An 11,506-nucleotide genomic window follows, 5' to 3' on the forward strand; every position below is an offset into this window, starting at 1 on the left:
GATGACGGCCGTGCCTACCCTCGACACGCTTCCCGATCTGCTGGCGGTCCGTTCGCCGGATGCCGCGCTGGACGGCGTATTGCAACACGCGATCGACAGCAAGACGAAACCGCCGGGCAGCCTCGGCGCGCTCGAGCGCGTGGCGGCGCAAATCGGACGAATTCAACACACGGTCACGCCAACGTTGTCGCGGCCGGCCATGCTGGTGTTTGCCGGCGATCACGGCATCGTTGCGGCAGGCGTGAGCCCGTATCCGCAGGCCGTGACCGCGCAGATGGTCCTGAATTTTCTCGCGGGCGGCGCGGCCATCAACGTGTTCTGCCGTGCCAATGCGATCGCGCTGGAGGTCGTCAATGCCGGCGTGGCGTCAACGTTTCCGTCGCATCCGTCGCTCGTCGACATTCCCGTGGCGCCCGGTACGCGAAATTTCCTGACGACGCCTGCGATGACCCGCGCGCAACTGGAGACGGCCATGCTGGCCGGCGCGGCGCGCGTGGCCGCGCACGCGGCGCTCGGCACGCGCATGATCGGTTTCGGTGAAATGGGCATCGGCAATACGTCGGCGGCCGCTTGCCTGATGCAGCGGCTCACAGGGCTGCCGCTCGCGGCGTGTGTCGGGCGCGGCACCGGCGTGGACGATGCGGGGCTCGCGCGCAAGCAGGCGGTGCTGGCGCAGGCGTTGGCCGCGCACGCGCCTGCGCTTGACGCGCTCGATACGCTCGCCACGTTTGGCGGGTTCGAAATTGCCATGATGACCGGCGCGTATCTCGCGGCGGCGCGGCTGGGGCTGGTGATCGTGGTCGACGGGTTCATCAGCACGTCGGCGCTGCTCGTGGCGCATCGGCTGGCGCCGGCCGTGCTCGAGTACTGTGTGTTTGCCCATGCCTCCGACGAGGCCGGTCATCGCGCAATGCTCGACGCCCTGGGCGCACAGCCGCTGCTGCAACTGGGCCTGCGCCTGGGCGAAGGAACCGGAGCGGCCCTGGCGATGCCGTTGGTCCAAGCTGCGGCCGCATTCCTGTGCGAGATGGCGACGTTCGAAGGCGCGGGCGTGAGCGATCGCGGTGAAGCCGACGCCGCGGCCGGCCCGGCGCGGCACTGATGAACCGCCCTGCATCCCGGGTGTTGCCGCGCTCCCTTCACCGCGCGCGGGAAGAGCTCAGGTATTTCCTGACGGCGCTCGGCTATTTCACGCGGGTGCCGATTCCGGCGTGGGTCGGTCACGCCCCTGAACAGCTGAATGCGGCGACGCGCTATTTCCCGCTCGTGGGCGTGGGCGTCGGCGCGTGTGTCGCCGCATTGACGGCGTCGTCGGGCCATCTCTGGCCGCCCGGCGTGGCGATCGCGCTCGGCATGGCGGCGAGTCTGCTGTTGACCGGTGCGTTTCACGAGGACGGGCTGGCCGATTCGGTGGACGCCTTCGGCGGCGGCATGACGCGCGAGCGCACGCTCGACATCATGCACGATTCACGCATCGGCACTTTCGGGGCCGCCGCGCTGATCCTCGCGCTGCTGCTCAAGTGGGCGACGCTCGCATCGGTCCAGGCACGCTACGGCTGGGCGGGATTCGGCGTCGTGACGATTGGCGCGCATGCCGCGAGCCGCGCTGCCGCCATCAGCCTGATGCGCACGCTCGATTACGTGCGCGCGCAGGGCAAGGCGAAGCCGGTGGCGCAGCGGCTCGGCGCGGGCAGTCTGCTGTTCGGTGTGCTGTGCAGCGTGCCGTGGCTATTCTGGCCCGATTGGCGTGCGGGTCTGACCGCCGTCGCCGTGTTGATCTTGCTGCGCAGCGGGCTCGTGCGCTACTTCGATCGGCGCCTTGGCGGCTACACCGGCGACTGCCTCGGTTTCGCGCAGCAGTTGGCAGAACTGTCGATTTACCTGACGGTATGTGCATGGATCTGATCCTGATGCGCCATCCGCCGCCAGATGTGGCCGAGGGCATTTGCTACGGCAGCAGCGACGTGCCCGTCGATGCCACCAAGCTCGACGCGTGCCTGGCCACGATGCGCGCACGGCTTGCCGATAGGCTGGGCGACGCCGTGCCCGCGGTCATGCACGCGAGTCCACTGCATCGTGCGCGGATCGCCGCCTTGCATCTGGCGCTTCCCTACGATCTGCCGGTCAGGGAAGACGCGCGGCTTGCCGAGATTCATTTCGGCGAGTGGGAAATGCAGCCATGGCAGGATGTCGTGCGCGCGGAGCTCGAACGCTGGGCGGAAGATCCGGAGCACGGCGGTGCGCCGGGGGGCGAGTCGGCGGCGCAAGTGGCTTCGCGGCTCGCTGCGTGGCTCGCTGCGACGCGTGCCGCCGGCGAAAGCGCCGAAAGCGGCGGACCCCACGTCGTCGTGGCGCACGCCGGGCCGATCCGCCTGCTCACAGCGCATGTGCTCGGCTTGCCGGTACTGGGCTGCCTGCGTTGGCCGATCGCCTTCGGCGGACTTTGCCGCGTGACGATCGGTGCCGATGGCCGCGGGCAGCTCGTGCACTGGAACGTTTAGGAACATTTCACGCGGATATCGGACTCGCGTTGCGCTGCGCATTCACCCGTGCCGGGCCGCTTCAACGCTTGTCGCCGCGTCGCTGGCGCACCAGATCGAGGTCCTCGCACATCGTCTTTGCGCCTTGCAGAATGCGCGGTGCGGGACGATTGATCAGATCGCCGTCGATCCCGAACAGATTGTTGTTCGCCACGGCCGGCAATTGAGGCCATTTGCGCCAATTGTCGAGCGTCGCCAGCGGTTTGTCCGTCGACGTGGCCCCCGGCGTGGCGGTGAACATCGCCTCGGGGCGTGCAGCCAGCACGGCCTCGATGCTCACGCGCGGGACCAGCGCCGACTCCTCGCTGAAGATGTTGCGTCCGCCGCACAGGCGAATCACATCGCTCACCATATGCGTACCGTTGAGTGTCATCAACGGTTGCGTCCACACCTGATAGAAGACCGATACGGGCGCACGGGCCGCGTAGCGCATGCGGAGCGTCTCGTAGTCCTGCCGGAACTGGTTGGCGGAAATCTGCGCCGCGGCCGGCGTGCCCGTGAGTGTGCCCAGCCGCTCGATGGCGCCGGGCAGATCCGTCAGATGTTTCGGCTCGCTGTAGAACAGCGGGAGTCCCAGCGTGCGCAGGCGATCCACTTGCCGTTGCGAGTTGCCGTGCATCCACACGACAAGCAGGTCGGGCTTGAGCGCAATGATGCGTTCGAGGTCGAGCGCGCTGTTGTCGCCCACGCGCGTGATCTTGCGCGCGGCCTCGGGGTAGTCGGCGTAGGCAACGGTACCGACGATGCGATCGCCGGCGCCTGCGGCGAACAGCAGCTCGGTCGCATGTGGCGACAGGCTGATGATGCGTTTGGCCGGCGCGGGCAGGGTGACGGTGGCGCCGGTGTCGTCCTTGACCGAGATCTGGGCGTGCGCGGCAACGGCCGTGCAGCTGAGGGCCACGGCGGCCAGGGCAGTCCATGTCGTGCGCGAACGGCAAAGCGGCGCAGCCATTGCCGCCGTGTCGGGCAGAGGGGCGCAGTCGGGAACGGCGGGCGTTGAGCGGGACAGCATGAACCTCAGGGACATCGGGCGGCCGGCGTATGGATTGGATGAAACGCCATTGTCGGGGATGCCACGGGATCCAACAACCTCGCCGGGACCGTCCGCAGGTGTGAAATCCGCACGAACTCGCGAGGTAAACGACTACGCCCCCGGTGCCGGCGAGGCAATCGGGGGCGTAGTGACCGCAGCCGTGCGGCCCGGCATCGCCGGGCCTTGCGAGGCGTCAGTTCGAGGCCGGTGCCGGCGCAGCAGCGCCCGCATCGCTGGCGGCCATCGCCGGGGCTGCGCCTGCGTCGCTCGCGGCGCCGCCGGCAGCCGGCGCCATTTGCGACGTCGAGCCCGAATCGCCTGACGGCGCAGCGGCTTTTTCTTCCTTCTTGGAACAGCCCACCGTCACAACGGCGGCAGTCAACAGGGTGGCAAGCAACAGAGGAAGCTTTTTCATGTGGTCGTCCTTTTATATGGGGGAGAAACCCTTGCGAAAGAAACCTCAGTTTACCGGCGCAGGTTGACGAGGAATGTCAGCATTTGTTGCAAAAATGATTCAATTTGTAACGAATTGACAGAAAAAGGCTTTAAGGTAATGCGTTGTAATGTACCAGCTCGTCGCCCTGAAAGCCTTTGTCCACGCATTGGATGTCGATGAAATCGGACAGTTCCCAACGCTGACCCGTTCGTCAGGTGCGCTTGCGGAATGAAAGCGGCGCGTGGCCCGGCGGGGACCGTCCGCTATGGACCGCGGCGCGGCACGCCGAGTGTGCCGATGGCGTTCTCCAAGCGCGTCCATTCGGTGGGCGTGCCGGGCAAGCCCACGCGCAGGCTCGGCATTGTCTCACCGTTTGCACCCTGCGGCAGCGGATCGAACAAACGCGTCCAGATCCCGAGTTGTGCCAACGCCGCATGCCATGCCGGCGCCAGCGGATGGGGTATCCACGCAAACAGTGCCATACCGCGCACCGGCAAGCCGCCGCGCGCCAACATGCCGGCCAGTCGTGTGCCGTCTGTCAGCAACCGGGCGCGCGTGGTGGCCTGCCAGACGGTATCGGCCAACGCGTGACGTACGACGAAACGTGCAGGGCCGTTGACCGTCCAGGCGCCGAGCGCGTGTGCGATACGTTGCGCCCATACTGGCTCGGCCAGCACGAATCCGGCGCGCACGCCTGCCAGTCCGAAGAATTTTCCGACCGAGCGCAGGACAATGAGGCCCGGTTCGCCAACCGAGCGCGCGAGGCTCGCGTCGGGCGAAACGTCGCCGAATGCTTCGTCGAGGATGAGCATGCCGCCGCGTGCCGCGAGCTGCATCTGCCATGCACGCAGCGTCGGCACCGGCACGACGTCGGTCGTCGGATTGTTCGGATTCACGCAGACGACGTAATCGGCATCCGGCAGCGCCGCGTGCGGGCCGGGCCAGGCGACAGGCGTATGTCCGGCGGCAGCAAACGCGGGCGCGTACTCGCTGTAGGTGAGCGGGGCGATGGCGACGCGTCCGGGGCGCAGCAGACGCGGCAACGTGCGAATCACCGCCTGGCTTCCGGCGGCGGCCGCGATATGCGATGCAGGCACCCCGTAGTACGCCGATGCGGTGTCGCGCAGACCATCGTCGTCGTCAGGCAGGCGTTGCCACGCCTGCGCGGGTATCGGCGGCACCGGGTAACCGTGCGGATTGATGCCCGTCGAGAGGTCCAGCCAGTCTTCGCGCGGGCGGTCGTAGCGGCGAACCGCATCGCCGAGATTGCCGCCGTGACGCGGCGTGCAGGTATCGTTCATCACAAGAGATCGGGGGAGACTTCAGCCAGCGAAGCGGCGAACATGGCGAGCGCGCCGCCCAGCACCAGCCAGAGCCACAACGCACGTGACACCAGGTGCCACGCCGCCGCGATATGCGCGCCGGACGGGACTGCGCCGCAGCCGAGCGGCGGACGCGCCTCCCATTCGCCATCGTAGCGTGCGGGGCCGCCGAGCAGCACGCCGAGGCTGCCCGCGCCGGCGGCCATCACCGGGCCGGCGTTGGGGCTCGACCATGCGGGCGCCTGTGCCCGCCAGCATTGCAATGCGTCGCGCGTGTTGCCGAGCAGAGCGTAGCTGAGCGCCGTCAATCGCGCCGGAATCCAGTTCAGAACGTCGTCGATACGCGCCGCCGGCCGTCCGAAATACAGGAACTGCGGCGTACGGTAGCCCCACATCGCATCGAGCGTGTTGGCAAGCCGGAACAGTACGACACCTGGCGCGCCTGCCACGGCAAACCAGAAGAGTGCGCCGAAGATGGCGTCGTTGCCGTTCTCCAGCGTCGATTCGATGGCCGCCCGTGCCAGTGCTTCGGGCGCCGCATCGTCGGTGTCGCGCGAAACGATGCGGGCGGTCAATGCGCGCGCGTGCCCCAGGTCGCCGGCGGCGAGCGCGCGGCCGATCGGCATCACGTGATCGCGCAGGCTGCGCGCGCCGAGCGCCATGTAGAGGGCCAGCGCCTGCCATACCACGCCGAGCCAGCCCGGCAGAAATGTGAGCGCGAGGGCGGCGAGCGTCAGCGGCGCGAGCAACAGCAGCCAGGCCCACATGCCGCGCGCCATGGCCGTGCGCGCGGGCGTCGCAAGGTCCTGGTTGAGCCACGCCTCGACGCCGTTGGCAAACTTGCCGAAGCCGACGAGCGGATGCCAGCGGCGCGGCTCGCCAAGCCAGGCGTCGAGCATCACGCCGAGCAGGGCGGCGAGCCAGAGCGCCTGCGGGGAGATTCCGGTCAGCATCGGTGCGCGCCTCAGCCTTTCACAGCCATCGGCAGACCGGCCACGACAAAGCGTACGCGATCACTTACGGCGGCGATACGCTGATTGAGACGGCCGAGTTCGTCGACATACCGGCGCGTGAGTGCGCCCATCGGAATCACGCCCATGCCGATCTCGTTGCTGACGACGACGCGTTGGCCCGGTGCGGTGGCGAGCGCCGTTTCGAGCTGCGCGCACGCGGCGAGCCACGGACCGTCGTCGAACGGCGTATCGTCGCGCGCGCCGGGCGGGCACAGCCAGCCGGCCAGCCACAACGGCAGGCAATCGACGATCACGCAATGATCGGGGCGGGCGGCATGGGCGATCGCGCCCGCCAGGTCGAGACCGGCTTCGACGGTTGTCCAATGCGCCGGGCGACGCGCGCGGTGGTGCGCGATGCGTTCGCGCATTTCGCGCTCGCCGGTGTCCAGTGCCGTGGCGATGTAGGTGACGGGCAGGGCGCTGTCGTGCGCGAGCTGTTCTGCGAACGCGCTCTTGCCCGAGCGCGCGCCGCCGAGCACGAAGGTCAGATTGTGGGAACTCATGGGCGATATTGTAATGGCGAGCGGTGCGATAATCCGCGCATGAGTGAAATCCCTGTGACGAACGACCTGACGGCAAGCTCGCCGGACACCCCTGCCTCGCGCGCCGATGCGGCGACGCGCGCGCGCTCGCTGACGCGTCGGTCCGAATCGCCGGACGCCGCCCTTGCACGGGTGCCGCCGCGCGGCACGTTGATGATTCAGGGGACGTCGTCGGACGCCGGCAAGAGTACGGTCGTGGCGGCGCTGTGCCGGCTGTTGCGTCGCGATGGCGTGCGCGTTGCGCCGTTCAAGCCGCAGAACATGGCGCTCAACAGCGCCGTAACGGCCGACGGCGGGGAGATCGGCCGTGCGCAGGCCTTGCAGGCGCAGGCGGCCGGCATTGCGCCGCATACCGACATGAATCCGGTGCTGCTCAAGCCGAGCAGCGATCGCGGCGCACAGGTCATCATCGGGGGGCATGTCGTCGCCGATCTCGACGCGCGCGCCTATCATGCGTACAAGCCGCGCGCGATGTCCGCGGTGCTTGCCGCCTACGGGCGGCTGCGCGAATCGTATGACGCAGTGATCGTAGAAGGCGCGGGCAGTCCTGCGGAAGTCAACTTGCGCGCGCGCGATATCGCCAACATGGGCTTTGCCGAGGCAGTCGACTGCCCGGTCGTGCTGGTGGCCGACATCGAGCGCGGCGGCGTGTTCGCACAATTGATCGGCACGCTGGCGTGCCTGTCCGACAGCGAACGCGCACGCATTCGCGGATTCATCATCAATCGTTTTCGCGGCGATCCGGCCTTGCTGGACAGCGGTCTCGAATGGATCGAGGCGCGCACCGGCGTGCCGGTGCTAGGGGTCTTGCCGTATCTGCACGGACTCCATCTCGACGGCGAAGACATGTTGCCGGCGCAACGGCACGCCGGCGCGACGACCCACGAGCGCTTGCGTGTCGTCGTGCCGGCGTTGCCGCGGATCAGCAACCATACCGACTTCGACGCCCTGCGCGCCCACCCGCAGGTCGATTTCCAGTATGCCGGCGGCGGTTTGCCGTTGCCGCCGGCCGATCTCGTCATCCTGCCCGGCAGCAAGCACGTGCGCGCGGATCTCGCGTGGCTGCGGGCGCAAGGCTGGGAGCCGGCGTTGCGGCGCCACCTGCGCTACGGCGGCAAGGTGCTCGGCATTTGCGGCGGCTTCCAGATGCTGGGCAAGACCATCCGCGATCCGCTCGGCCTCGAAGGCGATGCGGGCATGACGGCGGGGCTGGGGTTCCTCGACTTCGACACGATGATGGCGCCGCAGAAGCAATTGCGGGTTGTCAGCGGTCATCTGTCGCCGGCGGTGGCAGGATCGGCGCCGTCAACCGGCGCCGAAGCCTCCGGCTCGGGTGCGGTCGTGCGTGGCTACGAAATCCATATGGGCGTCACGCAAGGCGCAGCCCTGCAGCGCCCGTCCGTCCATCTCGAGGCGGCATCGGGCGCGCCTGCGCGCCCGGACGGTGCAGTATCGGACGATGGCGACGTCATGGGCACGTATCTGCACGGCCTGTTCGATACCCCCGACGCATGCGCGGCGATATTGTCGTGGGCCGGACTCGCCCATGCCCAACCTCAGGACTACGATGCGCTGCGCGAGGCGTCGCTCGAGCGGCTCGCCGACAGCGTCGCCGCCCATCTGGACCTGCCGCGCCTGTGGGCCTGCCTGCGCTGAAGCCCCTTACCTGGCGAAGGCGCGGGTCTCTTCCCAGGCTTGCAGCGGCACGTGGTCGCGCTCGCTCTTCTGCACATTCTTTTCGTCGACGAACACCAGCTTCGGCTTGAAACCGGCTTGCACGTCTTCTTCCTTCACCGAAGCGTACGAGACGATGATGATGATATCGCCCAGTTGCGCGCGGCGCGCGGCGGCGCCGTTGAGCGAGATCATGCCGCTGCCGCGCTCGCCGCGGATGGCGTAGGTCGTGAAACGTTCGCCGTTGTTGACGTTGAAGATGTCGATCTGCTCGTTCTCGACGAGGCCCGACGCTTCGAGCAGGTTTTCGTCGATGGCGCACGACCCTTCGTAATGGAGTTCGCAATGCGTCACGGTGGCGCGGTGAATCTTCGACTTGAGCATGGTGCGGTACATAACGGCCTCTTCTCTTGCTGTCACGCGGTGTTGCGTAAAAAGGGGAAAGACGACGGCCGCGCCACGCGCGTCCGCCGCGGATATCAGATTTCCAGGTTATCGATCAGGCGGGTCGTGCCGAGCTTGGCGGCGGCGAGCACCACGAGACTCTCGGCCGGCGCCGGACCCGCTTCAGGCGGGCGCAGGTTGCTGCGCAGGCGGATCGAGATGTAGTCGGGCTTCCATCCGCGCGCCGTGAACTCGGCCATCGCGGCGGCTTCCAGGCCGGCGTAATCGGTATTGCCCGCGAGCACGGCTTCGCGGATCTGCTGCAGATGACGGTACAGATTCGGCGCCTCGGCGCGCTCGGCTTCCGACAGAAAACGGTTGCGCGAAGACAGCGCCAGACCGTCTTGCGCGCGCACCGTCTCGGCCGCGACGATGTCGATCGGCAGCGCGAATTGCTGCACCATGCGGCGCACAATCATGAGCTGCTGGTAGTCCTTCTTGCCGAACACAGCGACGCGCGGCTGGGCGCACGAGAACAGCTTCATGACGACGGTGCACACGCCCTTGAAGAAGCCGGGACGGAACTCGCCTTCGAGAATGTCGCCGAGATCGTGCGGCGGCTCGACGCGGTACTCTTGCGGTTCCGGATACATCTCGCGCTCGTTCGGCGCGAACAGAACATAGACGTTTTCGGCCTGCAGCTTCTCGACGTCGTCCTGCAGCGTGCGCGGATACTTGTCGAAATCCTCGTTCGGGCCGAACTGCAGGCGATTGACGAAGATGCTGGTCACGACGGGGTCGCCGTGCTGGCGCGCCAGACGCATCAGGGACAAATGGCCTTCGTGCAGGTTGCCCATCGTCGGCACAAACGCCACGCGATTCTGCCCGCGCAATTGGTCGCGCAGCTCATGAATCGAGGAGATGACTTTCATTGATATTCCGTGCTTTGTGTAAGGGGGGCCTATCACAGCCGGTGCTGCGCCGGCCGCATCCGGCTCGGGCGCGCTGCAGCGCAAAACGGTCCGAGGGATTGTAGAGGAAATCCCGGCGGGCGTGCGCAAAACCGTTTCGGCAGGCGGGACGGTCCGTTTTCGTTCCGGAAAACGGAACCAAGGTCCCGTTTTCCGGGATGTCCAGGGCGCGGCCGGCGCCTAGTTGGGCAGGTAGGTCAGGCGCACGTAAATCGGGGCGAAGGGCTCGGCCTGGGTGATTTCCAGCAGCGATTCGCGCGACAGTTCGAGCATCGCAATGAAATTGACGACGACAAGCGGCACGCCGCGGGATACGTCGAACAATTCCGTGAATTCCATGAAGCGCTGGCCCTGCAGGCGGCGCAGGATCTGGCTCATGTGCTCGCGAACGGACAGTTCCTCACGCGAAATCTTGTGGTGTTGCACCAACTTGGCGCGGCGCAGGACGTCGGCCCAGGCGGCGCGCAGGTCGTCCGCATCGACGTCGGGAAAGCGCGGTTGCAGGCTTTGTTCGATGTACACCTGCGTGCGCAGGAAGTCGCGGCCCAGCACCGGCAGCGTGTCGAGCTTCTGCGCCGCGAGCTTCATCTGCTCGTATTCGAGCAGGCGGCGCACGAGTTCGGCGCGCGGATCCTCGGCTTCCTCGCCGGTGTCGGCTTTCTTGACCGGCAGCAGCATGCGCGACTTGATCTCGATGAGCATCGCGGCCATCAACAGATATTCCGATGCGAGCTCGAGGTTGGTGCGACGAATCTGCTCGACGTAGAGCAGATACTGCTTCGTGACCTGCGCCATCGGAATGTCGAGGACGTTGAAGTTCTGCTTGCGGATCAGGTACAGCAGCAAGTCCAGGGGGCCTTCGAACGCCTCGAGAAAGATTTCGAGCGCGTCGGGCGGAATGTACAGATCGGTCGGCAGCGCGAACAGCGGCTCGCCGTACAGGCGCGCGCGGGCCACGCCGTCGACGACGTCCGGCGTGCTGTCGTGGCCGTCGGTGAGGGCGTGCAGTTCGGCGCGAGGCGGCGTCGCGCCGTTCTGCGCGGCATGGCCGGGTGCACCGGCGTGCGCCACCACGGCCGCGTGCGCGCTGGCGCCGGCCGGGGCTTCGATCGTTATCGCGTCATCGAGGCCAGTGGGCACGGCATCCGGCGTGTCCGTATCCGGACCCGGTGCGGGCGGTGCGGCGGCATCCGGCGGCATTTCCGTCGGCTCGACCGGCGATTCTTCGGGCGTGGCGATGCTCACGTCGATGTGATTTTGGGAAAATTCTGGCCGCACCAAATGGGCGGATGCCCGGTCTTATTCGCCCTGATAGACGTACGGTTGTTGCTGAACGCGCGACTGGGCGGCGCGGGCGCGCTCGTCCAGGTCGATCGGTGCCTTGTCCCAAAGGAGGGCGCGGCCCTGGCGCTGTTCGGCTTCGAGTGTCGGTTTTTCAACCTTGAGTTGCTTGATGAATTGCGTGATGTCTGACTCGTACATGATTGTTGTGCTTAAAAAATGGGCGGAGCAGCCGAATGGGTAGCCAACACTGCCGAACGAGGGCGATTTTACCGCAAACGGCCGACACTTCCCGCGAATTGCTGAACCG

At 67.0% G+C, this 11,506-nt stretch carries 13 protein-coding genes; 4 read left to right on the top strand and 9 right to left on the bottom strand.

All coding sequences use genetic code 11. The annotated features are described in order from the left end of the window. Nucleotide 1 precedes the first annotated feature (1 nt). The 3 genes from cobT to PTE30175_RS01050 are packed head-to-tail and all read left to right on the top strand — an operon-like array spanning nucleotide 2 to nucleotide 2,501. On the top strand, nucleotides 2-1,102 hold the full coding sequence (gene cobT, locus PTE30175_RS01040; protein WP_150695191.1) for a nicotinate-nucleotide--dimethylbenzimidazole phosphoribosyltransferase: 1,101 nt from the start codon (nucleotides 2-4) through the stop codon (nucleotides 1,100-1,102). Continuing rightward, on the top strand, nucleotides 1,102-1,905 hold the full coding sequence (locus PTE30175_RS01045; RefSeq protein ID WP_150695192.1) for an adenosylcobinamide-GDP ribazoletransferase: 804 nt from the start codon (nucleotides 1,102-1,104) through the stop codon (nucleotides 1,903-1,905). Before cobT ends, PTE30175_RS01045 begins: the two co-directional genes overlap by 1 nt. Continuing rightward, nucleotides 1,896-2,501, top strand: a complete 606-nt coding sequence (locus tag PTE30175_RS01050) for a histidine phosphatase family protein (RefSeq protein WP_191628733.1) — start codon at nucleotides 1,896-1,898, stop codon at nucleotides 2,499-2,501. Before PTE30175_RS01045 ends, PTE30175_RS01050 begins: the two co-directional genes overlap by 10 nt. A gap of 61 nt (nucleotides 2,502-2,562) precedes the next feature. Here PTE30175_RS01050 and PTE30175_RS01055 read toward each other — a convergent pair whose 3' ends face one another. The 5 genes from PTE30175_RS01055 to cobU form a co-directional block, all read right to left on the bottom strand. After that, on the bottom strand, nucleotides 2,563-3,492 hold the full coding sequence (locus PTE30175_RS01055; protein ID WP_150695388.1) for a cobalamin-binding protein: 930 nt from the start codon (nucleotides 3,490-3,492) through the stop codon (nucleotides 2,563-2,565). 274 nt (nucleotides 3,493-3,766) lie between these two features. Then, nucleotides 3,767-3,988 carry a hypothetical protein gene (locus PTE30175_RS01060; protein ID WP_150695194.1) on the bottom strand — a complete coding sequence of 74 codons (222 nt, stop codon included), beginning with the start codon at nucleotides 3,986-3,988 and terminating at the stop codon, nucleotides 3,767-3,769. 284 nt (nucleotides 3,989-4,272) lie between these two features. Next, entirely contained in the window at nucleotides 4,273-5,310 is a 1,038-nt protein-coding gene (gene cobD, locus PTE30175_RS01065) for a threonine-phosphate decarboxylase CobD (RefSeq protein WP_150695195.1), read from the bottom strand. Continuing rightward, nucleotides 5,310-6,284 (bottom strand): adenosylcobinamide-phosphate synthase CbiB, encoded by a 975-nt coding sequence (gene cbiB / locus PTE30175_RS01070; RefSeq protein ID WP_150695196.1) that lies wholly within the window; start codon nucleotides 6,282-6,284, stop codon nucleotides 5,310-5,312. Before cbiB ends, cobD begins: the two co-directional genes overlap by 1 nt. Nucleotides 6,285-6,295: 11 nt before the next feature. Then, nucleotides 6,296-6,847, bottom strand: coding sequence for a bifunctional adenosylcobinamide kinase/adenosylcobinamide-phosphate guanylyltransferase (cobU, locus tag PTE30175_RS01075; RefSeq protein ID WP_150695197.1), 552 nt, complete (start codon nucleotides 6,845-6,847; stop codon nucleotides 6,296-6,298). 39 nt (nucleotides 6,848-6,886) lie between these two features. Here cobU and PTE30175_RS01080 point away from each other — a divergent pair, with 39 nt between their 5' ends. Beyond that, nucleotides 6,887-8,542 (top strand): cobyric acid synthase, encoded by a 1,656-nt coding sequence (locus PTE30175_RS01080; protein ID WP_150695198.1) that lies wholly within the window; start codon nucleotides 6,887-6,889, stop codon nucleotides 8,540-8,542. 6 nt (nucleotides 8,543-8,548) lie between these two features. Here PTE30175_RS01080 and panD read toward each other — a convergent pair whose 3' ends face one another. From panD to PTE30175_RS01100, 4 genes are all read right to left on the bottom strand, one after another. Further along, nucleotides 8,549-8,956 (bottom strand): aspartate 1-decarboxylase, encoded by a 408-nt coding sequence (panD, locus tag PTE30175_RS01085; RefSeq protein WP_150695199.1) that lies wholly within the window; start codon nucleotides 8,954-8,956, stop codon nucleotides 8,549-8,551. 83 nt (nucleotides 8,957-9,039) lie between these two features. Then, nucleotides 9,040-9,876 (bottom strand): pantoate--beta-alanine ligase, encoded by an 837-nt coding sequence (gene panC, locus PTE30175_RS01090; protein ID WP_150695200.1) that lies wholly within the window; start codon nucleotides 9,874-9,876, stop codon nucleotides 9,040-9,042. Between the two features lie 219 nt (nucleotides 9,877-10,095). Then, nucleotides 10,096-11,160, bottom strand: a complete 1,065-nt coding sequence (locus PTE30175_RS01095) for a segregation and condensation protein A (protein ID WP_224788539.1) — start codon at nucleotides 11,158-11,160, stop codon at nucleotides 10,096-10,098. Nucleotides 11,161-11,214: 54 nt separating this feature from the next. Then, nucleotides 11,215-11,397, bottom strand: coding sequence for a DUF3460 family protein (locus PTE30175_RS01100; RefSeq protein WP_150695201.1), 183 nt, complete (start codon nucleotides 11,395-11,397; stop codon nucleotides 11,215-11,217). Between the last annotated feature and the right edge of the window lie 109 nt (nucleotides 11,398-11,506).

It is taken from the genome of Pandoraea terrae (assembly GCF_902459695.1).
Lineage (GTDB): Bacteria > Pseudomonadota > Gammaproteobacteria > Burkholderiales > Burkholderiaceae > Pandoraea > Pandoraea terrae.

Excerpts from the sequence above, each read along its gene's own strand:
- cobU (WP_150695197.1), bottom strand. The coding sequence starts at position 6,847 with ATGAGTTCCCACAATCTGACCTTCGTGCTCGGCGGCGCGCGCTCGGGC.
- PTE30175_RS01045 (WP_150695192.1), top strand. The coding sequence starts at position 1,102 with ATGAACCGCCCTGCATCCCGGGTGTTGCCGCGCTCCCTTCACCGCGCG.
- panD (WP_150695199.1), bottom strand. The coding sequence starts at position 8,956 with ATGTACCGCACCATGCTCAAGTCGAAGATTCACCGCGCCACCGTGACG.
- PTE30175_RS01055 (WP_150695388.1), bottom strand. The coding sequence starts at position 3,492 with ATGGCTGCGCCGCTTTGCCGTTCGCGCACGACATGGACTGCCCTGGCC.
- cbiB (WP_150695196.1), bottom strand. The coding sequence starts at position 6,284 with ATGCTGACCGGAATCTCCCCGCAGGCGCTCTGGCTCGCCGCCCTGCTC.
- PTE30175_RS01100 (WP_150695201.1), bottom strand. The coding sequence starts at position 11,397 with ATGTACGAGTCAGACATCACGCAATTCATCAAGCAACTCAAGGTTGAA.
- PTE30175_RS01050 (WP_191628733.1), top strand. The coding sequence starts at position 1,896 with ATGGATCTGATCCTGATGCGCCATCCGCCGCCAGATGTGGCCGAGGGC.
- panC (WP_150695200.1), bottom strand. The coding sequence starts at position 9,876 with ATGAAAGTCATCTCCTCGATTCATGAGCTGCGCGACCAATTGCGCGGG.
- cobD (WP_150695195.1), bottom strand. The coding sequence starts at position 5,310 with ATGAACGATACCTGCACGCCGCGTCACGGCGGCAATCTCGGCGATGCG.
- cobT (WP_150695191.1), top strand. The coding sequence starts at position 2 with ATGACGGCCGTGCCTACCCTCGACACGCTTCCCGATCTGCTGGCGGTC.
- PTE30175_RS01080 (WP_150695198.1), top strand. The coding sequence starts at position 6,887 with ATGAGTGAAATCCCTGTGACGAACGACCTGACGGCAAGCTCGCCGGAC.
- PTE30175_RS01060 (WP_150695194.1), bottom strand. The coding sequence starts at position 3,988 with ATGAAAAAGCTTCCTCTGTTGCTTGCCACCCTGTTGACTGCCGCCGTT.